This window comes from Oscillibacter sp. (assembly GCF_028693505.1).
GTDB lineage: Bacteria > Bacillota > Clostridia > Oscillospirales > Oscillospiraceae > Oscillibacter.
This window is the reverse complement of sequence record NZ_JAQUVF010000011.1, coordinates 26,482-49,977: the sequence shown is the minus strand read 5'-3', so window position 1 is coordinate 49,977 and position 23,496 is coordinate 26,482. Positions and strand designations below refer to the sequence as shown.

At 60.7% G+C, this 23,496-nt stretch carries 18 protein-coding genes; 8 read left to right on the top strand and 10 right to left on the bottom strand.

Going from position 1 to position 23,496, the window contains the following annotated elements; genetic code table 11:
• Positions 1 to 118: 118 nt before the first annotated feature.
• The gene (locus PHI30_RS05050) at positions 119 to 1,537 is read left to right on the top strand and encodes a spore germination protein (protein WP_300024724.1); all 1,419 of its coding nucleotides are present in this window, start codon (positions 119 to 121) and stop codon (positions 1,535 to 1,537) included.
• A gap of 60 nt (positions 1,538 to 1,597) precedes the next feature.
• Here PHI30_RS05050 and PHI30_RS05045 read toward each other — a convergent pair whose 3' ends face one another.
• The 5 genes from PHI30_RS05045 to PHI30_RS05025 all read right to left on the bottom strand — a co-directional run bounded on the left by PHI30_RS05045 (position 1,598) and on the right by PHI30_RS05025 (position 6,920).
• The gene (locus PHI30_RS05045; protein WP_300024722.1) at positions 1,598 to 2,296 is read right to left on the bottom strand and encodes a M23 family metallopeptidase; all 699 of its coding nucleotides are present in this window, start codon (positions 2,294 to 2,296) and stop codon (positions 1,598 to 1,600) included.
• A 187-nt stretch (positions 2,297 to 2,483) separates the two neighbouring features.
• The gene (gene gpmI / locus PHI30_RS05040; RefSeq protein ID WP_300024719.1) at positions 2,484 to 3,998 is read right to left on the bottom strand and encodes a 2,3-bisphosphoglycerate-independent phosphoglycerate mutase; all 1,515 of its coding nucleotides are present in this window, start codon (positions 3,996 to 3,998) and stop codon (positions 2,484 to 2,486) included.
• Between the two features lie 121 nt (positions 3,999 to 4,119).
• On the bottom strand, positions 4,120 to 4,893 hold the full coding sequence (gene tpiA / locus PHI30_RS05035) for a triose-phosphate isomerase (protein ID WP_300024717.1): 774 nt from the start codon (positions 4,891 to 4,893) through the stop codon (positions 4,120 to 4,122).
• 258 nt (positions 4,894 to 5,151) lie between these two features.
• The gene (gene pgk, locus PHI30_RS05030; protein WP_300024714.1) at positions 5,152 to 6,345 is read right to left on the bottom strand and encodes a phosphoglycerate kinase; all 1,194 of its coding nucleotides are present in this window, start codon (positions 6,343 to 6,345) and stop codon (positions 5,152 to 5,154) included.
• An 83-nt stretch (positions 6,346 to 6,428) separates the two neighbouring features.
• A complete protein-coding gene (locus tag PHI30_RS05025; RefSeq protein ID WP_300024712.1) occupies positions 6,429 to 6,920 on the bottom strand; it encodes a tRNA (cytidine(34)-2'-O)-methyltransferase in 492 nt (163 codons plus the stop codon).
• A gap of 357 nt (positions 6,921 to 7,277) precedes the next feature.
• On the opposite strand from PHI30_RS05025, the gene PHI30_RS05020 reads away from it, so the two are divergent.
• Together PHI30_RS05020 and PHI30_RS05015 are read left to right on the top strand one after the other, a co-directional pair.
• Positions 7,278 to 8,405, top strand: coding sequence for a DapH/DapD/GlmU-related protein (locus PHI30_RS05020; RefSeq protein ID WP_300024710.1), 1,128 nt, complete (start codon positions 7,278 to 7,280; stop codon positions 8,403 to 8,405).
• Positions 8,406 to 8,485: 80 nt separating this feature from the next.
• Complete coding sequence (locus tag PHI30_RS05015; protein ID WP_300024708.1) at positions 8,486 to 9,445, top strand: ribose-phosphate pyrophosphokinase; 960 nt, start codon at positions 8,486 to 8,488, stop codon at positions 9,443 to 9,445.
• 459 nt (positions 9,446 to 9,904) lie between these two features.
• Here the strand turns inward: PHI30_RS05015 and PHI30_RS05010 are convergent, their stop codons facing one another.
• Positions 9,905 to 10,099: a hypothetical protein gene (locus PHI30_RS05010; RefSeq protein ID WP_300024706.1), complete on the bottom strand. Its 195-nt coding sequence runs from the start codon at positions 10,097 to 10,099 to the stop codon at positions 9,905 to 9,907.
• 20 nt (positions 10,100 to 10,119) lie between these two features.
• On the opposite strand from PHI30_RS05010, the gene pth reads away from it, so the two are divergent.
• From pth to PHI30_RS04990, 4 genes are all read left to right on the top strand, one after another.
• Entirely contained in the window at positions 10,120 to 10,707 is a 588-nt protein-coding gene (gene pth / locus PHI30_RS05005) for an aminoacyl-tRNA hydrolase (RefSeq protein WP_300024703.1), read from the top strand.
• A gap of 202 nt (positions 10,708 to 10,909) precedes the next feature.
• Positions 10,910 to 14,410, top strand: coding sequence for a transcription-repair coupling factor (mfd, locus tag PHI30_RS05000; protein ID WP_300024700.1), 3,501 nt, complete (start codon positions 10,910 to 10,912; stop codon positions 14,408 to 14,410).
• Positions 14,411 to 14,539: 129 nt separating this feature from the next.
• The gene (locus tag PHI30_RS04995) at positions 14,540 to 15,565 is read left to right on the top strand and encodes a peptidylprolyl isomerase (protein WP_300024697.1); all 1,026 of its coding nucleotides are present in this window, start codon (positions 14,540 to 14,542) and stop codon (positions 15,563 to 15,565) included.
• Positions 15,566 to 16,039: 474 nt separating this feature from the next.
• A complete protein-coding gene (locus tag PHI30_RS04990; RefSeq protein WP_300024694.1) occupies positions 16,040 to 17,296 on the top strand; it encodes an acetyl-CoA C-acetyltransferase in 1,257 nt (418 codons plus the stop codon).
• A gap of 78 nt (positions 17,297 to 17,374) precedes the next feature.
• Here PHI30_RS04990 and PHI30_RS04985 read toward each other — a convergent pair whose 3' ends face one another.
• On the bottom strand, positions 17,375 to 17,557 hold the full coding sequence (locus PHI30_RS04985; protein WP_300024691.1) for a ferredoxin: 183 nt from the start codon (positions 17,555 to 17,557) through the stop codon (positions 17,375 to 17,377).
• Positions 17,558 to 17,781: 224 nt separating this feature from the next.
• Between PHI30_RS04985 and PHI30_RS04980 the strand changes: the two genes are divergently transcribed.
• Positions 17,782 to 20,862, top strand: a complete 3,081-nt coding sequence (locus PHI30_RS04980; protein WP_300024688.1) for an S-layer homology domain-containing protein — start codon at positions 17,782 to 17,784, stop codon at positions 20,860 to 20,862.
• Positions 20,863 to 20,954: 92 nt separating this feature from the next.
• On the opposite strand, the gene recR is transcribed toward PHI30_RS04980, so the two are convergent.
• From recR to rpe, 3 genes are read right to left on the bottom strand one after another with little or no spacing between them, the layout of a single operon-like run.
• The gene (gene recR, locus PHI30_RS04975; protein WP_300024685.1) at positions 20,955 to 21,554 is read right to left on the bottom strand and encodes a recombination mediator RecR; all 600 of its coding nucleotides are present in this window, start codon (positions 21,552 to 21,554) and stop codon (positions 20,955 to 20,957) included.
• 39 nt (positions 21,555 to 21,593) lie between these two features.
• On the bottom strand, positions 21,594 to 22,571 hold the full coding sequence (locus PHI30_RS04970; protein WP_300024682.1) for a 1-aminocyclopropane-1-carboxylate deaminase/D-cysteine desulfhydrase: 978 nt from the start codon (positions 22,569 to 22,571) through the stop codon (positions 21,594 to 21,596).
• A gap of 5 nt (positions 22,572 to 22,576) precedes the next feature.
• Positions 22,577 to 23,221 (bottom strand): ribulose-phosphate 3-epimerase, encoded by a 645-nt coding sequence (gene rpe / locus PHI30_RS04965; protein WP_300024679.1) that lies wholly within the window; start codon positions 23,219 to 23,221, stop codon positions 22,577 to 22,579.
• Positions 23,222 to 23,496 lie beyond the last annotated feature (275 nt).

The following is a 23,496-nucleotide window of genomic DNA, read 5'->3' as shown; positions in this document are numbered from 1 at the left end:
CCCTTGTCTCATTGTGCAAAAATGATAAAAAATGTTATATTTTGCAAAAATATGACAGATCGTATTGGAATAATCCACCTTCTGCCGCACATACTACCTTTATTCACGGAGGTGGAGCATGGAGAAATTATCAAACGATTACGCGGAAAATGTGCGGCGGTTCGACGCCGCGCTGGGCGTGGGGCGCAGCTGCGATCTGGTCAGCCGGGACTATGTGATCGGCGGCAGGCGCGCCCGCCTTTGGGTCATCGACGGCTATGGTAAGGACGGAACGCTCGAACGGATGGGGGCCTTCTGGCTGTCGCTTTCGGCGGCGGAGCTGATGGACTTAACGGAAATGCAGCGCTTTGCGGACCGATTCATTACATTTTCCGAAACCAACGTCAGCTTTGACGGGACGGATATTGTGACCTCCGTCCTGCTGGGAAAGACATTGCTGCTGATCGAGGGGATCTACGGCGCGGCGCTGATGGACGCCAAGGACTATCCCTCCCGGGGCGTATCGGAGCCGCCGGACGGCAAGGTGCTGCGCGGCTCCCACGACGGATTTGTGGAGGCGGTGGTACCCAATATGGCGCTGCTGCGCCGCCGCATCCGGGACCCACACCTCACCATGGAGGGCTGCAAGGTGGGGACCCGCTCCCACACCGACGCGGTGCTGTGCTATCTGGATGACAAGGTGGACGCCGCGCTTTTGGAGGAGGTGCGGGCAAAGCTAAGCGCCATCGCCGTCAAGTCCCTTTCCATGGGGCAGGAGAGCGTGGCGGAGGCGATCCGGCCCAAGCAGTGGTATAACCCGTTTCCAAAGGTTCGCTACACGGAACGGCCCGACAGCGCCGCCGCCAGCGTCATGGAGGGAAATATTGTGCTGATGGTGGACAACTCCCCGTCAGTGATGATTCTGCCCACCGGCTTTTTCGACTTTACGCAGGAGGCCAACGAGTTTTACTTTCCGCCTCTGGTTGGGACGTATCTGCGCTTGCTGCGCATTGCCGTGTTTTTAATCTCACTGCTCATTACGCCGGTTTGGTATCTGATGGTCCGCGCGCCGGGGCGGCTGCCGGAGTGGCTGCTGTTTCTCTCCTCGCCGGAGCCTGCGGCGCTGGATCTTTTGTGGCAGCTGCTGGCGGTGGAGTTTATGGTGGATGTTTTGAAGCTGGCGTCGCTGAACACGCCGGACGCCCTCTCCAACTCCTTTTCCATGCTGGGCGCGTTGATTCTGGGCGATTTTGCCGTGCAGGCGGGCTGGCTGGGGCCGGAGGTTCTGGTGTATATGGCGTTTGTATCCGTGGCCGGATTTGCCCAGCCCAGCTACGAGATGGGCTATGCCTTTAAGCTTTTACGGGTGGCGCTGCTGCTGCTCACCGCCGCGCTGGACGTGGTGGGGTTTGTGCTGGGGCTGCTTGGCATTTTGCTGTTGCTGGCCACCACCAAGCCGCTGGTGGGAAGGGGATACCTCTATCCGCTGATTCCCTTTGACGGCAAGGCGCTTCGCCGCCTTCTCATCCGCGAACCCATTAGCCGGGACAACACCTGAAGGAAAGCGCAACTGTACAAAAAAGCACCGCCCGTTTTCAGCGGGCGGTGCTTTTTGCATTCAACGCTTTAAAAATTCATCCGGGTCCACGGCGTCTCCGTCCTTGGTGACGGAGAAATGCAGGTGAGGTCCCTGGGCGGACTCCGCGGCGGCGGTGGTGCCCACGGCACCGACAATCTGTCCCGCGGATACGGCGTCGCCCACTTCCACATTGGGCGTTGTCTGCAAGCTTGCGTAGGTGGTTTGATAGCCGCCGGCGTGGTCGATGACCACGGTGGTGCCCATCAGCGCGTCGTCCGTGATGCCGGAGACGGTGCCGGAGCAGGCGGCCAGAACGGTGGTGCCGGCCCTGGCGGAGATGTCCAGCCCGTCATGGGTCCGCCAGTCGTTCAGGGTTTCGCTGTAAACCAGCTGGTCCACGGAAAACGCGGTGAGAACGTCGCCTTTGAGCGGCGAGACAATCAGCCGGGGCGCTTCCGCCACCACCGGTGTGCTGTCAATCTCCTCCTCCGGCATGGAGGGCGGTTCCTCTGCCACCGGCGTGGGCTGAATGGTCTCCACCACGGCGGGCTCCTCCGTCTCTTGCAGCTCCGGGGCCGGCGCGGTCACTTCGGCCTGCGTCGGGATCTCCGATGCCGGATTCGTCCCGTCCCGGTCCAGCAGCAGGTAGTATCCGCCAATGCCCACCGCCAGCACACAGGCGACCAGTGCGGCATAAAAGCCGCCGTTTCCCAACAGGGTTTTCAGTTTATTTTTCATGCAGGTTCCTCCCTCGTTTATAGGGAACCTCTGATTCGATCATCGCACACGTTGATTCCGTCAGAGCTTCCATAGGTTTGAGGAAAGTATGGACAAAATTTCAAAAATTCATACATGATGGAAAAACGGAAAAGCGACGCCCAGAGGGCGCCGCTTTCATTGCTTTTAAAAAGAGTCTGCCAAAAAATTATTTGACGATCAGCGTTTTTCCGTCCATTTCCGGGGGGCACGCAAGGCCCATCACATCCAGAATGGTGGGGGCGATGTCCGCAAGACGGCCCCGGCGCAGCTCCGTTCCCGCGCCGCAGAGAATGAAGGGGACCGGATTGGTGGTGTGGGCGGTCATGAGACTGCCGTCCGGCTCCGCCATCTGCTCGGCGTTGCCGTGGTCGGCGGTGATCATGGCGATGCCGCCCATCTTCAAGGTGGCGTCCACCACCCGGCCAACGCAGGCGTCCACGGTCTCAACGGCTTTCACGGCGGCCTCAAGCATGCCGGTGTGGCCCACCATGTCGCAGTTGGCAAAATTCAGAATGATGACGTCGTAGGCGCCGGATTCGATGCGCTCGACGCACTTGTCCGTCACTTCCAGCGCGCTCATTTCCGGCTGGAGATCATAGGTCGCCACCCGGGGAGAGGCGACGAGCACCCGGTCCTCGCCGGGGAACACGGTCTCGCTGCCGCCGTTGAAAAAGAAGGTGACGTGGGCGTACTTTTCCGTCTCCGCGATGCGCAGCTGGGAAAGACCCATCTGGCTGAGATATTCGCCCAGTCCGTTGCGCACGCCGGTGCGGGGGAAGGCCACCTCCACATTGGGCATCGTGGCGTCGTACTCCGTGTTGCACACAAACGTGACGGGGAAATATTGGCGGGTAAAGCCGTCAAAGGCCGGGTCCACCAGGGTCCGGGTGATTTCCCGGGCGCGGTCCGGCCGGAAGTTGAAAAAGATCACGCTGTCATTGTCGGAAATGGTGCCGTCGGCGTCGCACACCACGGGCTCCATAAATTCGTCGGTAATTCCGGCGGCGTAAGAGCTTTTCACGGCGGCGACGGGCAGGGGATTGAAGGACGCGCCTTCGCCGTAAACCATGGCGTCGTATGCTTCCTCCACCCGGTCCCAGCGCTTGTCGCGGTCCATGGCGTAGTATCTGCCCATGACGGTGGCAATTTTGCCAACGCCCACTTCCCGGCACTTTTCCACGGTGCGGGCCACAAAATCAGCGCCGGAGGTGGGAGAGACGTCCCGCCCATCGAGAAACGCGTGAATATAGACTTTTTCCAGTCCCTTGCTCCGGGCCAGCTTCAAAAGAGCAAACAGATGCTCTAAGTGGGAGTGCACGCCGCCGTCGGACAAAAGGCCCATCAAATGAAGGGCGGCGCCCTTTTCCGCGCAGGCGTCCATGGCGTGAAGATAGGCGGGATTCTGGAAAAAGTCCCCGTCGGCAATGGATTTCGTGATGCGGGGAAGATCCTGAAAGACTACCCTGCCGGCGCCGATGTTGGTGTGCCCGACCTCGCTGTTGCCCATTTGACCTGCCGGCAGACCCACGTCCAGACCGGAAGCGGACAGCTCCGTGTGGGCAAATTCCTGAAAGAACTGGTCCAGCCGGGGCGTTTTCGCAGCGCGGATGGCATTGCCGGAGACGCCGTCCGTCATGCCGAAACCATCCATGATGATCAAGGTAGTTGGTGTTTTATTCATATGAATTAAATTCCTCATTTCACTGGCCGAAGCCGGACAAAAGCAGACGGTCTCCACCGTCCGAAAAGATGGAAAGGAGCTTGCAAAGGAAAGACTCTTTGCCGGGGCGCGGAAAGCGCCGTCAGTCCTGATTCGCGGCGTTGATGATCTCCACGAACTGGTCCGGCTTCAGGGCGGCCCCGCCGATCAAGCCGCCGTCGATATCGGGCTGAGCGAGCAGCTCTGCGGCGTTCTTGGCATTCATGGACCCGCCGTACTGGATGGTGACGGAGCGGGCGACGCGGGCGCCGTACAGGCTGCGGATCGTGGCGCGGATGCCGCCGCAGACCTCGCCGGCCTGCTCGGCGGTGGCGGTCTTGCCGGTGCCGATGGCCCAAATGGGCTCGTAAGCGACGATGCAGCGGCGCAGCTTGTCGGCGGGAACGCCGCACAGCGCGCTCTTTACCTGCAGCGCAATCCACTCTTCCGTGACGCCGGATTCCCGCTGGGCAAGGCTCTCACCCACGCAGATGATGGGGCTCATGCCCGCGCCCAGCACGGCGTGGACCTTCTTATTGACGGTGGCGTCCGTTTCGCAGAAGTACTGACGGCGCTCGCTGTGGCCCACGATGACGTATTTTACGCCCAGATCCTTGAGCATCTCCGCGGAGATCTCGCCGGTGTAGGCGCCCTTTTCTTCAAAATATACATTTTCGGCGCCCACGGAGATGCGCAGGTCCTTAAAGGCCTTGGCAGCCACGGAGAGGTTGCAGGAGGGCACGCAGATCAGCGTCTCGCACCATTTGGCGCGGGGCAGGATCTTTTTCAGCTCCTCGGCAAACTTCTTGGTCTCGGTGGCGGTCATGTTCATTTTCCAGTTGCCGGCAATGACGGTTTTGCGATATCTGCGGTTCATGTTCTTCATGCTCCTTTATTGTTTGAAAATCACGCGCTCAGCACCGCTGACCGCAAAAAAATCTGTGTAGAGGAAAAAACGACGGCCGCTGAAAGAGCGGACGTGGAAACCTATTAACTTATAACGAAAACCGCCGAATTTGTCAAGCATTTCCCGGCGTTTTCCAAAAAATATGGAGATTTTATAACCGGAAAGAGGAGGGGGAACCACCAGTTCCCCCGTGCTCTGTTTCCGCCTGTCAGATGTCCGGCGGGCCGTTTACCGGTCCAGCAGACAAGCCACGCCCGGCAGCTCCTTGCCCTCCAGAAATTCCAGAGAGGCGCCGCCGCCGGTGGAGATGTGCGTCATTTTGTCGGCGTAGCCCAGCTGCTCCACGGCGGCTGCGCTGTCGCCGCCGCCAATGATGGTGATGGCGTCTGTTTCACTCAGGGCCTTGGCCATGGCTTCCGTACCTCTGGCAAAGGCGGGAAATTCAAAAACGCCCATGGGTCCGTTCCAGATCACGGTACCGGCGTCAGCCACCGCCGCGCAGTAAAGCTTGACAGTCTCCGGTCCGATGTCCAGACCCTGCCAGCCGTCGGGAATCTCCCCGGCCTTGACCACCTGCGACTTGGCGTCGGGGGCGAAGGCGTCGGCGCAGACGGTGTCCACCGGCAGCAAAAGCTTCACGCCCTTTGCGGCGGCTTTTTCCACCATCTCCCGGGAGTACTCCATCCAGTCGGCCTCCAGCAGGCTGTCGCCAATCTTCCCGCCCTGAGCGGCGGAGAAGGTATAGGCCATGCCGCCGCCGATGATAATGGTGTCCGCAATTTCCAGCAGGTTGTTGATGACGCCAATCTTGCCGGACACCTTGCTGCCGCCAAGGATGGCCACCAGCGGCCGCTTGGGGCTGGAAATGGCGCTGCCCAGAACCTCCAGCTCCTTTTGAATCAGGAAGCCGGAGACGGCGGGCAGATACGCCGCGACGCCGGCGGTGGAGGCGTGGGCCCGGTGGACCGCGCCAAAAGCGTCGGACACGTACACGTCCGCCATGGAGGCCATGGCCTTTGCCAGCTCGGGGTCGTTTTTCGTCTCGCCCTTTTCAAAGCGGGTGTTCTCCAGCAGAAGGAGTTCGCCGGGCTGCAAGGCGGCGGCCTTGGCCTGTGCGTCCTCGCCTACCACGTCGCGGGCGAAGAGCACGCTCTTGCCCAAAAGCTCCCCCAGGCGCTGGGCCACAGGGGCGAGGCTCAGCTTGGGGTCCGGCCCGTTTTTGGGCTTGCCCAGATGGGAACAGGCGATGACGGCGGCGTGCTGGTCCAGCAGATACTGGATTGTCGGCAGTGCGGCCACAATGCGCTTGTCGCTGGTGATCTCGCCGGTCTCCTTGTCCTGGGGCACATTGAAGTCACAGCGCAGTAGGACCTTTTTGCCATTGACGTCCACGTCCCGTACGGTCTTTTTCCTGTAATTCATGAGGAAGTCCTCCTTGATTTGGTATAGTTTGCGGCGCGGCTGCGCCGGGGTTCCTAAAATAGTATCGGCACTTTGCAGGAAATTCAGCCCTGCGCCATCTCACCGGCGTCCTGAAGGCCCGGGAAACCAGCTTGCCGCAGCGCTTCGTAAACGCACACAGCCACGGTGTTGCTGAGATTCAGGCTGCGGGCGTCGGGACGCATGGGAAGGCGGATGCAGCGGTCGCGGAATTTTTCCCGGAAGGCGAGGGGCAGTCCTGCGGTCTCTTTCCCGAAGAAAAGCCAGCTGTCCGCGCAAAAGTCAGCCTCCTGATAGGAACGGGGCGCCTTGGTGGTGGTAAGCCAGGCGCCCGCGGCGGCTTCCGGATGCCGCTGAAAAAGCGCGTCGAGGTTTTCGTAATCGAAAACCTCCACCAGATGCCAATAGTCCAGACCCGCGCGCTTGACGGCCCTGTCCGAAATGTCAAAGCCCAGCGGGCGGACCAGATGGAGCCGACTGCCCGTGGCCGCGCAGGTGCGGGCAATGTTGCCGCAATTTTGCGGAATCTCCGGCTCTACCAAAACCACATTCAGCATAAAAGACGAAACCTCCACTTTTCTGTAAGCAAGTGATATTGTAATCTTTTACGTGTACAAATTCAACTACAATATGGGAAAGAAAATGAAATTTTGCAGAAAAGAGCAATGATTGCCGCCCGGTGGCGGCAAAATCCGGAGAGAAAAAAGGGAATGCGAAGGGAAAGAAGAAAATTCCGTTGCCTCCGACAAAAAAAGACGGGAATTAAAAAAAGATTTGGGAGAAATTTCTCCAATAAATTCGCCGGAAACACTGGATTTCCTGTAAAAGTTTGATATAATAAAGCTGCGCGTGACGCGCCAAGGCAGGGGGATAGCCCTGCCCTGACGATAAAATAATCAGAGGAGGAGCGCACCATGAGTTGTCCGAAGAACGCTTTGTTCTTTCTGGAAGAAGACGCCTCCGTCCCGGAAGATTCCAAACCGCTTATGCTGGAGACCGCTCTTTTCTGCCCGCTTTTAACGTGGGTGAGCAGGAAACTGCTGGCTGACGGTGTGCAGCGGTTTTTTGTTGTCTGCGGTCCCCGCTTTGCAACCGAGGCAAAAAACTGCTTCCCGCCGGAGGCGGATGTGACGGTATCCGAGCAGCAAAAGGATCTTACGGCATTTTTGAACAGTCCGGACCCGGTACTGGTATTGCCCAGAGCGGCGCTGCCCATGGCGGAGGCGGGAGCGGGGTTTGCTTACGCGGCGCCCGGCTATGAGCTGCAGGAGAGCTGGAAGGAACGAATGACCAATCAGGTGGCCGCGGCGGAGCTGGTTCCCGGTTGGCTGCCGGTTTTCTCGCTGGAGACCATTGCCGAGCTGGAGCCGCTGCTCCGGGAGCGCGTTGTCAAAGAGCATCTGCGCGGCGGCGTCCGGATTCTGGACCCTGCCAGCGTCTATATTGACCCCCGGGTCACCATCGACCGGGGGACCGCCATCCTGCCCGGAACCATTTTGCGGGGCGAGACGCACATCGGCCGGGGCTGCACCCTTGGCCCCAACGCCGTGGTGGACGGCTGCACGGTGGGAGACGACGTGGAGATCAACGCCTCTCAGGTTTACGGGAGCACCTTTGGAGATGGGTGCGACGTGGGGCCTTACGCCCATGTCCGCCCCAACTGCACCGTGGGGCCGCGGTGCCACGTGGGAGCGTTTGTCCAGCTGAAAAACTGCACGCTGGGCGAGGGGACCAAGATGTCTCACCTTACGTATGTGGGGGATTCCGATGTGGGCAGCAACGTCAATTTCGGCTGCGGCACCATCACCACCAATTACGACGGATTTCAAAAGCACCGCTGTACCATTGAGGACGGCGCGTTTATCGGCTGCAATACGAACCTGATCGCACCGGTCAAGGTGGGGCAGGGCGCGTACATCGCCGCTGGCAGCACCATTACGGAGGAAGTGCCGGCCGACGCGCTGGCCGTGGCACGGACCAGACAGAAAAATCTGGAGGGATGGGCCGCGCGCCGCAGACGGCTCCACGGCAAAGAGCAGTGAACCGTACCTTCCGTTTATTTCGTTGTTTTAGAAAATGATAGAATATAGAATGATAGAATATAGAAAGAGGGCGTTTTCCAATGATTTCTCACGGCAAGGATATTAAGGTGTTTTCCGGAAATGCGAACCCGAAGCTGGCAGAGGAAGTCTGCAAACTCATGGGGACAAAGCTGGGTGAATCCGAAGTCGGAACTTTCTCTGACGGCGAGATTTTTGTCTCTTTGTACGAAACGGTCCGCGGCAGTGATGTTTTCGTGATCCAGTCCACCAGCACTCCCGTCAACAACAATCTGATGGAGCTGCTCATCATGATCGACGCGCTCAAGCGCGCCTCCGCAGGCCGCATCACCGCAGTCATCCCCTATTTCGGCTATGCCCGGCAGGACCGCAAGGCCAAGGCCCGCGATCCCATCACCGCCAAGATGGTGGCCAATATGCTGACCACCGCCGGCGCCGACCGCGTGCTGACCATGGACCTGCATGCCTCCCAGATTCAGGGCTTCTTTGATATCCCTGTGGACAATCTGGCTGGCAACCCCATTTTCGTGGATTACTACGCCAAGAAGTTTGGCACCGACTGCGAGAATATGATGGTGGTTTCTCCCGACGTTGGCTCCGTGTCCCGCGCCCGCGCCTTCGCGCAGAAGCTGCACATGAATCTGGCCATCGTGGACAAGCGCCGTCAAAAGGCCAACAGCTGCGAGGTCATGAACGTCATCGGGGATGTGGCCGGCAAGGACTGCATCCTGTTTGACGATATGGTGGATACCGGCGGGTCTTTGTGCAACGCCGCCAAGGCGCTGATCGAAGTCGGCGGCGCCAAGAGCGTCCACGCCTGCGCATCCCACGGCGTTCTCTCCGGCCCCGCCATCGACCGCATCAACGACAGCGTGATTCAGGAGCTGGCGCTTTTGAACACCGTGCCGGAGATCGACGCCTCCCGCAGCAGCAAGATCAAGTATCTCTCTGTTGCCCCCATGTTCTGCGAGGCCATTGAGCGCATTTATCAGGAGGTCTCCATTTCCAAACTGTTCCGCTGAGTCGTCGGAAGAAACTGCGCTTCATTCGGAACCGGCGTTGCCGATTCCTCACACCGCTACGTTCTTCCTCCTCTTCCGACGCAAACGCTTCGCGCCTTTGCGTCGGAGATGGACGGGGGACGCGGAAGAAACTGCGCTTCATTCGGAACCGGCGTTGCCGATTCCTCACACCGCTACGTTCTTCCTCCTCTTCCGACGCAAACGCTTCGCGCCTTTGCGTCGGAGATGGACGGGGGACGCGGAAGAAACTGCGCTTCATTCGGAACCGGCGTTGCCGATTCCTCACACCGCTACGTTCTTCCTACGTCTCCGACGCAAACGCTTCGCGCCTTCGCGTCGGAGACGGACGGGGGAGGCGGAAGCTTTCCGCTGCGCAGAAAACGGTGCGGCACGCCAATGCGGCACCCCAAAAAGAGCAAGGCGGGAAAGAAATCTTTCCCGCCTTGCTCAGGCTATCAATTAAACCCTGAAATCCCGGGAAACGGGAAGGAAGATAGTTACGAAAGAAACCCAGGAAGGGTGTCTTTCGTTTTCAATCATAAGTTTTTGAAACTTTTTGCGGGTTTCAAAAACTTGCACAGCGTGTCGAAAAGACTTTTTTGACACGCTGAGCAAGGCGGGAAAGACTTCTTTCCCGCCTTGCTCCACTGCCATTTGTCCGAAAGGAGCGTTCTATGCTGCTTGGAAACAAATCCTCCGCCGTGGACTGGCTGATCGTCGGCCTTGGAAACCCGGGGGAGAAATACGAGCATACCCGCCACAACATGGGCTTTCTCACCGTAGACCTGCTGGCGCAGCGGCAGGGCGTGAAGCTCAACCGGGTGAAGTTCAAGGCCGCTTATAATGTGATGGATTTTGCCGGGGCAAAATGCCTTGTGATGAAGCCCCAGACCTATATGAATCTCTCCGGCGAGGCGGTGCGGGAGGCGGCGCAGTTTTATAAAATTCCCGCCGGGCGCGTGCTGGTGATCTATGACGACGTGTCCCTGCCGGTGGGAAAACTCCGGGTGCGGCCCTCCGGCTCCGCAGGCGGTCATAACGGCATTAAAAATATCATCGCCCATCTGGGAACCCAGGAATTTCCCCGCATCAAGATCGGCACCGGCGCCCCCGGCGAGGGAGGAGACATGATCGACTGGGTCATCGGGGTCCCCTCTCAGGGCGAGCGGAAGGCGCTGGCGGAAACGTTTGACCGGGCCATCGAAGCGGCAGAGCGCATTGTGACGGACGGCTGCCAGAAGGCCATGAACGAATTCAATTGAGACGTCCGGCCCGCGTGGGCCGGATTCCGCTTGCAACTTCTTGACGCAAAGCGCATAAAATTGCATCAAGACACACCACCCTCCGTGTGTCCGGGGCGCATTGCCCTTTGCACACGGAGGATACCCACACCCTGCCCCTTGCGGCGCGGTGCGGGCTGCGTGCGCATATCAATTTCCAAATTTTGACAGGGGGCAGGGCGTTATGGAACACTTCCTGCAACAATTACAAACGATTGGCGAGGTAAGGGAGCTGATTCGCCGGGTGGACGAGGGCGGCTGTCCCGCAGCGGTCAGCGGCCTTCAGCCGGTGCAGCGGGCCTGCGTGGGGGCCGCGCTGGCCCGGGCCACGGACCGTCCCGCCGTGTTCGTCTGCGGAGACGAGCGGGAGGTCCGCCAGCTGGCGGGGGATCTGCGGACGCTCACGGGGGAGGAGCCGGTGCTGCTTTTGCCCCGGGAGTGGCAGTTTCGCCCCGGCGCGGTCTCCTCTCGGGAATGGGAGCGTGGCCGTTTGGCGGCGCTGCATGCGCTCTCCCGGGGGAAGAGTCGCGTGGCGGTCACCACTGCCGACGCGCTGATGGCCAGAACGCTGCCCCCCAAGCTCCTCAAGGACTTGGCGGTGGCGCTGAAGGTGGGCGGCAGGGCCGACCTCAAGGACCTGACGGAAAAGCTGCTCTCTGCCGGATATACCCGGTGCCAGCAGGTGGAGGGCGTGGGCCAGTTTGCGCTGCGGGGCGGCATTTTGGACGTGTTTTCCCCCCTGATGGACCAGCCAGTGCGGTGCGAATTTTTTGACGATGAAATTGACTCCATGGGCGCCTTTGACCCCGGCACCCAGCGGCGGACCGCCAACGTGAAGTCCGCGCTGCTGCTGCCGGCGGCGGAGGTGCTGCCCCACTGTGCGCAGGGCGGGCTTGCGGGCCTTGGCGAGAAGCTCTCCGCGCTGGCGGAGAAGCTTTCCAAAAAGCAAAAGACGGAAGCTGCCGTCGCCCGGCTGCGGGAGGATGCGGAAAAACTGAAAAACGGGGCGGAGCCCGGCGGCATGGACCGCTATCTTGCCGCTGTCTATCCGGAGCTTACAGCGGGCGTCCACTATCTGCCCAAAGACGCCGTGGTGTTTTTGTGCGAGAGCGGACGGGTGGATGAGCGGGTCAAGGCAACGCTGCTGACCCTCCGGCAGGATCTGGAAGCGCTGATGGAGGTGGGATTGGTGGCGGGGGAGTATGCCCACCTGTGCCTCTCCGGCGAGGAGTTTTACGGCGCGCTGGAGGAATTTCCGGTGGTGATGACGGATTCGCTGCCCATCTCCCGCCACCCGCTCCAGCCCAAGGGTCTGCTCTCCATGAACGCCCGCCAGCTCAGCTCCTACGGCGGCAGCCTGGAGACGGCGGTGAGCGATCTGGAGCAGTACCGCAAAAACGGCCGGGCGGTGTTGCTGCTGTGCGGCGGAGAGAGTCGGGCGAAGAATCTGCAGCGACTGCTGGAGGAGCGGGAGATTCCCGCCGTGCTGGATTTGAAAAACGCGGCGATGCCTGTCCCCGGCGAGGTGCGCATCTCGCTGGGCGCGCTCTCCGCCGGCTGCGAATGGCCGGTTTTGAAGCTGGCGGTGCTGACCGAGGGCCAGCTCACCGCCGCGCCCCAAAAGCGGGCGAAGCTGAAGAAGGAATCCAACCGGCAAAAGGTCCAGTCCTACACGGACCTGTCGCCGGGGGATCTGGTGGTCCACGTCCATCACGGCATCGGGCGGTTTGCGGGCATTCAGCGTCTGCCGGTGGACGGGGTGGAAAAGGACTATATCAAGCTCGACTACGCCGGGGGCGACTGCCTGTATGTGCCCGCCACGCAGCTGGACATGGTCTCCAAATACATCGGCGGCGGGGAGGAGCAGGAGCGGCAAAAGCTCAATAAGCTGGGCGGCACCGAGTGGGCCAAGCAAAAGAGCAAGGCGAAAAAGGCGGCCAAGGACCTTGCCAAGGGCCTCACCGCCCTCTATGCCGAGCGGCAGCGCCGCCCCGGCTTCGCCTTTTCGCCGGACTCTCCCTGGCAGATGGAATTTGAGGAGTCCTTCCCCTATACGGAGACGGACGATCAGCTCCGCGCCACTGCAGACATCAAAAAGGACATGGAAAAGCAGCGGCCCATGGACCGCCTTCTCTGCGGCGACGTGGGCTACGGCAAGACGGAGGTGGCGCTTCGGGCGGTGATGAAATGCGTGCTGGACGGCAAGCAGGCGGCCATTCTGGTGCCCACCACGGTTTTGGCTCAGCAGCACTACGCCACCGCCTCCGGTCGCTTTAAGGACTTTCCCGTGAAGATCGAGGTCCTCTCCCGCTTTACAACGCCCAAGGAGCAAAAGCGGATTCTGGACGCGGCAAAGCGAGGGGCCATAGACCTTTTGATCGGCACCCACAAGCTGCTGCAAAAGGGCGTGGAATTCCACAATCTGGGCCTCTTGGTCATTGACGAGGAACAGCGCTTTGGCGTGACTCACAAGGAGCGCCTCAAGGAGATGTCCCGGCAGGTGGACGTGCTGACGCTGACGGCCACGCCCATTCCCCGCACGCTGAACATGGCCCTCTCCGGCCTGCGGGACATGTCCACCATCGAAGAGCCCCCCGCCGACCGCCAACCGGTCCAAACCTATGTGCTGGAGCACGATTGGGCCATTCTGGAGGACGCCATGCGCAAGGAGCTGGGCCGCGGCGGGCAGATCTATTACCTCCACAACCGGGTGGAGAGCATTGACCTCACCGCCTCCCGTATCCAGAAAATGCTGGGTCCCGAGGCCAGAGTGGTGACGGGCCACGGCAAAATGGGGGAGCAGGAGCTCTCCGGCGTGATGCAGGCCATGGTAGACGGCGAGGCGGACATTCTGGTGTGCACCACCATCATCGAAACCGGCATCGACATCCCCAACGTCAACACCCTCATCATCGAGGACGCGGACCGTCTGGGCCTTGCCCAGCTCCACCAGATCCGGGGCCGGATCGGACGCAGCGCCCGACGGGCGTATGCGTATCTGACCTTCCGCAAGGGCAAAATTTTGCAGGAGGTGGCCTCCAAACGGCTTTCCGCCATTCGGGAATATGTGGAGTTCGGCTCCGGCTTCAAGATCGCCATGCGGGATCTGGAGATTCGCGGGGCGGGAAATCTGCTGGGACCGGAGCAGTCCGGCTATTTGATGAGCGTGGGCTACGATCTCTATTTGAAGCTGCTGGAAGAGGCCGTTTTGGAAGAGCGGGGCGAGGAAAAGCAGATCGAGACGGAGTGCTCCGCCGACCTTACCGTCAGCGCCAACATTCCGGAGCGGTATGTGCCCGCGCCCGAGCAGCGGATGGACCTCTACCGCCGCATTGCCGCCATCCGCAGCAACGACGACGCCTCCGAGGTGCTGGACGAGCTGCTGGACCGCTACGGCGAGGCGCCAAAGTCCGTGCTGGCGCTGCTGGATGTGGCGCTTTTGCGCGCCGCCGCCGCCAAGGCCGGGATCTCCGATATTTCGCAGAAGAAAGACCTTCTGCGCTTCCAGCTGGCCCTGTTCCGGCCGGAGAGCCTGGTTGCCGTGTGCGCCCAGACGAAATACAAATACCGACTGAGTCTGGCCGCAGGCGAGAATCCGGCCCTCACGCTGAAGCTCAAGCCCGGCGAGGACGTGCTGGAGACAGCTTTGACGCTGGTGGAGGATTTGAAGCTGGCCGCCGGTTAAGTATCTCTCGCACAAAGCGCCGCCCGCGCCGGAGCGGGCACGGCTTTTGAAAAAACGAAACAAGGCATGATACGCCCCTTCCCCGCATACACATGGATGGACAACCTTGGGGGGAGAGGAGTGAGCGCCTTGAAAAAATGCGTGTGTGCGCTGGCTCTGGGAGTGTGCCTTTTTTTGACCGCCTGCGGCGGGAAGGGGAGCGACCAGAGCCAGACCTCATTTTTGGGAGAGGCCGCCGACTTGGAGGAGACGGCGGTGCTGGTGACGGTGGACGGGCGAAAAGTGAGCGCGTGGCGGTATCTTTACTGGCTGGCGGATACCTGCGACGGGATTCAGGAGCAGTACGAAAAGGCGGGGCTGCGGCTGGACTGGAACACGCCGGTGACCGGCGGAACGCTTGCGGACTATGCAAGAGACCAGGCCTTGGCGAATACGGCCCTGTATGCCACGGTGGAAAACTGGGCGGTAAAGTACGGCTGCGCACTGAGTGAGAGCGACCGGGAGGCGCTGGAGGGCGACTGGGCCGAGGAGACAAAGGACGGAGAAGATGCGTTTTTGCGCAAATTGCGGGACCGGGGACTGAACCGGGAGCGCATGGAGGAGCTTCAAGGCGTGGGGGGGCTGTACGCCAAACTCTTTGCACAGTGTCAAACACCGGGCAGCGCGCTCGCGCCGGACCCGGCGGCCCTCAAGGCCTTTGCCGAGAAGGAGAAGCGGATGACGCTGGACCGCATTCTGGTGGCCGTCAAGGACGACCGGGCGGCGGCTCAGCAGCGGGCGGCGGAATTGTTTTCCCAGCTCAACAGCGCGGAGGATCAGGCCTCGCTGTTTGCCGCGCTCTCCGCGGCGGGGGATGATCCAAAGGGTCCAAGGACGGTGACGGTGGGGGACGGCGCGCTCTCCAGCGCGCTGGAGGAGGCCGCCGCCACGCTGGAGGAGGGGCAGTGCTCCGGGATTCTGGAGTCCGAGGAGGGCTTTTCCATTTTGCGGCGGCTGCCGGTGGATTCCGCTGTGATTCTGGGGGAGTACTTCGATTCCCTGCTGGAGGAGGCCGCCAAAGGCGCGGTGGTGGAAGAGGCGGAGGCCTATCAAAAAATTGATCCCGCCGATTTTTTTGAGAAGCTGCAAAGCCTGCGGGAGAGCGCGGATAGCTGAGCGAATAGCTGAGTAGAGTGGGGCATGGTTTTCGTCAAGGTGACGAAAACCATGCCCGCAGTCTGCCAGCAGACCCTGATGACCCCAAAAACGGGAAGGAAAATAGTTACGAAAGAAACCCAGGAAGGGTGTCTTTCGTTTTCAATCAGAAGTTTTTTGAACTTCAAGAGGTTCAAAAAATCTTGCTCAGCTTGCCGAAAAGAAGTTTTCGGCAAGCTGAGGGCATGGTTTTCGTCAAGGTGACGAAAACCATGCCTATTTTGATAAATATTTAACAAAATTTCAAAGAACGGGAAGTTTGTCATTGACGCGGGGGAGGAAACCCATTATAATAAAAAACAGAAATACAAGCCATCTACATAATTGTCAAAAAATTAGCAATCATGTCAAGCTTTTGACAAAGTGGACCCGCGAAAAAAGATGCAGGGCGAGAGATGATCGCCAATCAAATACTTTATAAAACGGAGGAACACCATGAAAGATCTTTATGTTGTAAATTGCTGCAGAACTGCGATCGGTTCTTTTGGCGGTGCGCTGAAGAACACGCCCGCCGCTGAGCTTGGCGCGATTGCCGTCAAGGAAGCCCTCAAGCGTGCCGGTGTAAGCCCCGAGCAGGTGGATGAGGTCATGTTCGGCTGCGTGTTGACCACGGCTCAGGGCCAGAACGTCGCCCGTCAGGTCGCCGTGAAGGCAGGCATTCCCTTCTCTGTCCCCTCTTACACCGTGGGCATGGTGTGCGGCTCCGGCATGAAGTCCATGATCGAGGGCGCCCGTTCCATCCTCGCCGGCGACGCCGACGTCATTGTCTGCGGCGGCACCGAGAATATGTCCGCTGCGCCCTATGCCGCTCCCGACGCCCGCTGGGGCGCTCGTATGGGCGACAAGAAGCTGGTGGACACCATGATCAAAGACGGCTTGTGGGATGCGTTCAACAACTATCACATGGGCACCACCGCAGAGAACATCTGCGATATCTGGGGCATCACCCGCGAAGAGCTGGACGAGTTCGCCGTCTCCTCTCAGAATAAGACCGAGACCGCGCAGACTTCCGGCAGATTCGACGACGAGATTGTTCCCGTTCCCGTGAAGGTCAAAAAGGACATCGTGGAATTCAAGAAGGACGAGTTCCCCCGCGCCGGCACCACCATGGCGGGCGTTGCCAAGATGAAGGGCGCCTTCCCCGTGGGTCCCGAGTCCCCCGCTCCTCAGGTCGTCCATACCTTTGAGCCTACCGGCTGCAAGGATGCCGCCGACAAGGGCACGCCCCGCGTGACCGCCGCCTCCGCCTCCGGCATCAACGACGGCGCTGCCGCCATCGTTCTGGCCTCCGGCGAAGCCGTTGAAAAGTATGGTCTCAAGCCCATGGCGAAGCTGATCGGCTGGGGCCAGGGCGGCGTTGATCCCAAGATCATGGGCGTCGGTCCCGTTCCTGCCTCCCGTCAGGCCATGGCCAAGGCCGGCGTGACCATCGAGGATATCGACCTGGTGGAGGCCAACGAGGCCTTTGCCGCACAGTCCATTGCTGTGGCCCGCGAGCTGCACTTCGACATGAAGAAGGTCAACGTCAACGGCGGCGCCATCTCTCTGGGCCACCCCGTGGGCGCTTCCGGTGCGCGGATCATTGTCACGCTGCTGCACGAGATGCAAAAGCGCGACGATGCCAAGAAGGGTCTTGCCACGCTGTGCATCGGCGGCGGCCAGGGCGTTGCCACCGTCTTTGAAAAGTGCTGAAAAGCTTTCTGAAAAATCAGAGGTTTTACAGAGTGTGAATCATAAAAAAGAGGAGCCGTAAGGCTCCTCTTCTTTTGGCTATTTGCGGACCGTGATGGCGTTGACCGGGCAGCCGTTGGCGGCGTCCAGCACCCGGAAGGACTGCCCGTCAGGCTGGGCGAGAACGGTGGAATGTGCGCCGTTCATACAAAAAACGGCAGGCGCGGTAAATGCGCACATGCCGCAGCCGATGCAGCGGGCGGGATCGATGGTGACGGTCATGGGTGGCCCTCCTCTGTTTTTTTCCATTGTAATACAGAACCCTCCGCCCGCCAAGAAGAAAATAAGATTGGTGGAACGAAACCGCTTTCCCAAACGTCCTTTTTACAGAATCATTACCACGAAAGGCAAAAATTTGTATCTTCTTTGACATTTACTTTGAATGCGGATTGTGTTATTCTGGTAAACGTTATGTAACCTTGGCTTTGAGCTTTTGGAGGCAATTTATGAAACAGTTTTTTCGCAAATCCGTCTCGGCGCTGCTGGCGCTGTCCCTTTTGGGGTCTGTGAGCTTTTCCGCCGCCGCGTCCAACGCGCTGGGGGAGGATGTGACCGTGAAGGAGACGCTGCTGCATCAGCAGACACAGCTTTCCACCAACGTGTTCTGGAGTACCGCGTATTCGGATCTCCGGACGGAGAATGTGATTACGTATACACCCAGTGAGAACGTGACGCCCATTGTCACCTTCGGCAATAGCCTGACGGACCGGAACACGGTCTCCTCCATGGCCCGGCAGCTGGAGGGAGAGGGGCACCGGGTGGTGGCCGGCATCAATGGCGACTTTTACAATGTCGGCACCGGCCTTCCCATCGGCATGGTGGTCGCCGACGGACAGATTCGCAGCAGCGACGGCGGGTATTACGCCATCGGCTTCCATGCGGACGGCACAGCCATCATGGGCAAGCCCGCTTTGAAGGTCTCCGCCGATCTGGGGTACCAGCTGCTGGACAGCTACGAGGTGCCCACGCAGGTGATCCGCCAGCTCTCCGGCATCAATAAGGCCCGGGTATCCACCGGCGGCATTTACCTCTATACTTATGACTTCAACGCCAAACACACCACCGGCACCACGGAGCCGGGGGTGGATGTGGTGTGCACCATTCAAGAAGGAAAGCTCTCCATCGGCGGGACGCTGACCCTCACGGTGGACCAGGTGCTGGAGGGTGCCTCCGCCACGCCCATCGGAGAAAATCAGGTGGTGCTGTCCGTCAACCAGCAGTCTAACAGCTATCATATCGACGCGCTGCGCAATGTGCCGCTGGGGACCACCATCACGCTGAACACCACCGCATCCAGCGAGGGGTGGAACAACGTGGAAAACGGTGTGGGCGCACTCTATGCGCTGGTTGAAAACGGCGCGGTATCGCCGGGTCTTGCCGCCGGCGTCAGCCCCCGCACCGCCGTGGGCCAGCGCTCGGACGGCTCGCTGCTGTTTTACACCATTGACGGCCGCCGCTCCGGCTATTCCATCGGCGCGTCGCTCACGCAGGTGGCCCAGCGACTCATCGAGCTGGGGTGTGTCACGGCGCTGTGCCTCGATGGCGGCGGCTCCACCACGCTGTCCGTAACGGAGCCGGATGAGTGGACCGCCAAGACCATCAACAAGCCTTCCGACGGCGGCGAGCGCTCCGTCAGCAACCAGATCTTTCTGGTATCCGACAACCAGCCCTCCGACCATCTCAGCCACTTCTATGTCAGCGCGGATTACGCCTACGTTCTGGCGGGCAGCAAGGTGAATATCTCCGCCTCCGCGGTGGATACCAATTATATTCCCATGAATCAGAGCTATGAGCTGGAAGCCGACGCCGGAGAGCTTGACGGCAATGTGCTGACCACCCCCAAGCAGGGCGGGCTGGTCACCGTCACTGCCGACAGCGGCGGAAAGACGGGAACGACCACGGTGAACGCCATCGCGGACCCGGATAACGTGGCCGTCCGCGACGCCGGCAGCGCCATCCTCACAACCCTTGGCGTGGCGCCCGGTTCCACCACGCAGCTTTCCGCTTCCGCCGCGTACAGGCACATTGCGCTCAAGGCCGATCCGGAGGCGTTTACCTGGACGGTCACCGGCGATATCGGAACCGTTGACCAAACCGGCAAATTTACCGCCACGACCCCCGGCACCGGGACCATTGCGGTCTCCGCCGGCGGAAAATCCGCCGTGGTGGCGGTGACGGTTTCCAAGGTGGCCCTCAAGACCGTGGAGGACTTCGAGAGCGAACAGACCATCTTCACCGACGGCAACGGCGATTCCATGCAATTCCGCCGTGTCACCGGCAGCGAACAGGTGAAGCTGGGCCGGGGCGCCGCAGCGCTGGACTACACGCTGACGGAAAACCTTGGATACAGCGCCCAGTGGCGCACCTACGGCACGGCCCCCGAGATCTCCATTCCCTATACCAGCCTGAATCTCTGGGTCTATGGCGACGCTTCCGGCAACGTGCTTACCTTCCTGTATGCCAACGATACGCAGGAAAACCTGACACTGCCTGTCACCACGCTGGACTTTACCGGCTGGAAGCAGGTGTCCGTGACGCTGCCCGACCAGCACTTTACCTTGCAGGGTCTGCGGGTGAGCACCACCGGCGCCAACGTCTATGATGACGGATTCGGCAACTTCATCACCGACTATCCCGACACGGCCCGCGCAGGTACCGTGTATGTTGACCACCTGGTGGCCTCCTTCGGCGGCACTGTGGACCAAGAGGTCCCCGCCGTCACCGCCGCGCTGGATCAGGCCAACTGGCAGGTGAACGCCACCGTGAAGGACGCCGTGGACGGCGTGCTGCCCAAGAGCGCCGTCAGCGTGACGTATAACGGCAGCGAGAGCGCGTTCACCTACGACGCCGCCACCGGCAAGGTGACGCTCTCGCTTCCCGGCCCCGGCGAAAGCTACGAGGCCATGCGCGTCACCGTCACCGCCAAGGACGCCTCCGGCAACATTGGCCGCTCCTCCGTGGATGTGGAGCCTTACGGCGTGGCGCATAAGTTCACGGATATTGACGGCTACTGGGCGGCTACCTATGTGGATTTCCTGTATAACTCCGGCGTCACCACCGGCTATTCCAACGGAACCTTCCAGCCCAATCAGAACATCACCCGGGCGCAGTTCGCCGTGATGCTCTACCGGTATCTGGGGCTGAAGGAGAGCGCGTACGCGGATGTGACGCTGCCCTTTGCGGATAACGCGGCCATTGCGGACTACGCCGTGCCTGCCATCAAGGCGCTCTACACGGAAGGGATCATCAACGGTTCCACCGGCCCGGACGGAAAGATTTACTTCAATCCCGGCAACAGCCTCACCCGGGCGCAGGCCGCCACCATGATCGGCCGCACACAGGCAAAGGGCTATGCTGCGGCGGCGCTAAGCTTCACGGACGCGGCCAAGATTCCCGCCTATGCCGCCTACTATATCCAGACCATGGCGGCGCAGGGCATCATCGGCGGTTATACCGACGGCAGCTTTAAGCCAAACAGCAACATCACCCGCGGTCAGATGGCCAAAATCCTCTATAACCTCATGTAATGCCCGCTGAACAGATGCGCTTTGCAAAGTGCATTTGCCCAAAGAGCACAAAAAGCCCGGCGCAGACGCGCCGGGCTTTTTATTACCTAAATTCAGATGTCGCGCCGTCCCTCCAGCGCCCGCATCAGCGTGGCGTCGTCCGCGAATTCCAGATGACCCCCCACGGGAATGCCGTAGGCAAGGCGGGTGATGCGCACGTCAAAGGGCTTGAGCAGCCGGGCAATGTACATGGCGGTGGCTTCCCCTTCGGTGTCCGGGTTGGTGGCCATGATGACCTCCTTCACGTCGCCGCCCGCCACACGGCCAACGAGAGACTTGATGGAAAGATCGTCCGGCCCCACGTGATTCATGGGGGAGATCACGCCGTGAAGCACGTGGTAGTGCCCGTTGTATTCCCGGCTGCGCTCCAGCGCCGCCACATCCCGGGGGTCCGCCACCACGCAGATGGTGGTCCCATCCCGCTTGGGGGAGGCGCAGATGGGGCAAAGTCCCCCGGCGGTAAAATTCTGGCATGCCGGACAGCAGGTGACGGTGTGCTTGGCGTCTAAAATGGCGTCGGCAAAGGCCCGGGCATCCTCTTCCGGGAGACCCAGAACGTAGAAGGCCAGACGCTGGGCGGACTTGCCGCCGATGCCGGGAAGCCGGGCAAACTGCTCCACCAGATTTTCCAGCGGTGCGGGAAAGTATTCCATAACGACGATGCTCCTTCGATAAAAATGGGGAAAGGGCGTTCAGGCCCGGGGCAGGTCCATGGCAAACAGCGCCGCAGCGCCGCCGGTGTGAACGAACACAATGTCGCCCCGGTCAGAAAAACCGCCGGATTGCACCCTTTTGAGCATCCCTGCCCACGCCTTGCCGGTGTATACCGGGTCCAGCAAAATGCCCTCGGTCCGGGCAAGCTCTTCGAGAAACGGCGTGTCCTCCGCGTTGGGGACGGCATAGCCCTGCCCCACGTGATAGATCATTTCAAAATCGTCCGCCGTCCGCTCAAACTGCCACCCCAGAATTTCGGCAGCGCCCTTCGCCAGCGTGGGGACGATCTCCGCAAAGGGAGAGTCGTCCACCCCCATGCCGGTGACCTTGACGCCGGGGAGATACCGCTTCGCGCCCAGCAGCAAGCCGGCGGTGGTGCCACCGGAGCCGGTGGCGCTGACGATGTGGCCCACGGGGACATGCTGGGCTGCACACTGCTCCGCCAGCTCTTCCACCGCATCCACATACCCGATGGCGCCCAGCGGCGTGGACCCGCCCACCGGAATGGAATAGGCCCGGTGCCCCCGGGCTGCAAGCTCTTTGCTCAGACGGTCCATCTCATCATAGATGTCCTCGTAGCGGTCCGTGTCGATCAGGCGGACCTGTGCGCCGTACAGCGCATCCAGCACCAGATTGCCCCGCAGCTCGGTGACGCCCCGCTGCTTTAAAAGGAGAATGCATTGCATCCCCAGTCGGGATGCGCAGGCGGCGGTGAGCATGGCGTGGTTGGATTGGGCGCCGCCGGTGGTGAACACCGTGTCGCAGCCCTGCGATTTGGCCTGCGCCAGCAGGTATTGGAGCTTGCGGACCTTGTTGCCGCCCAGCGCCACGCCGCACAGATCGTCCCGCTTCATCCAGATGTTTCGGCCGTAGCGGGCGCTGATGGCGGGCAGGGCACAAAGGGGCGTTGGAAACACGCCCAGAGAGACCCGGTCGGGAAAAGAACCATCCTGCATGGGCCTTACCCTCTCAGCTCCGCGATGCGCACGGGAATGTCGGCGGCTTTGTAGACGGCGCTGCCCGCCACCAGCACGTTGGCCCCGGCTCGAATGCAGAGCGTGCAGGTCTCCGGGTCCACGCCGCCGTCCACCTCCAGCTCGCAGGCGGGATTCTTCTCGTCGATCAGCGCGCGCAGGGCGGATACCTTGGGCATCATGTCCGTCATGAATTTCTGACCGCCGAACCCCGGCTCCACCGTCATGACCAGAATCAATTCCACCTTTTCCAAAAAGGGCAGGGCAGCCTCCGCCGGGGTGCCGGGCTTTAAAACGATGCCCGCCCGCTTGCCCTTGGCGTGAATGCGGTCAATGGCGCAGTGCAACGCCTCCTCCGTGTCGGATTCCACATGGATCGTCACAAGATCGGCCCCGGCGTCGCAAAACTGCTCCACGTACCGCCCCGGCTGCACGATCATCAAATGGACGTCCAGCGGCAGGGAGGTGGTGGGGCGAATGGATTTCACCACCGGGACGCCGATGGTGATGTTGGGGACGAACATGCCGTCCATCACGTCCACATGGACGTAATCGGCGGTGGCGATGCGCCCAATGTCACGCTCTAAATTTGCGAAATCGGCGGAAAGAATGGATGGCGCAATTTTAATCATAGATATTCCTCATTTCCTGGTGGTTTCGGGGCAGTGAGACCGGGACGGGTACGCGGGTGGGTGTGGCTGCCGGGGGCGATGCCGCATAGTATAGCGCAAGCGGCAAGGGCATCTCCGGTCAACGATTCCGCGCAGCGTCCGCCCCCGGGGACGGTGCCGCCGCTTTTTTGAATAGGGAGCCGGCGGGGCATCCGCCGGCTCCCGTTTTGCATTGCTCTCAGTGTACCAAACTCCCGCTTTAAAAGCAACCGCCTTGAAAATTTTTGCGCTGTTGC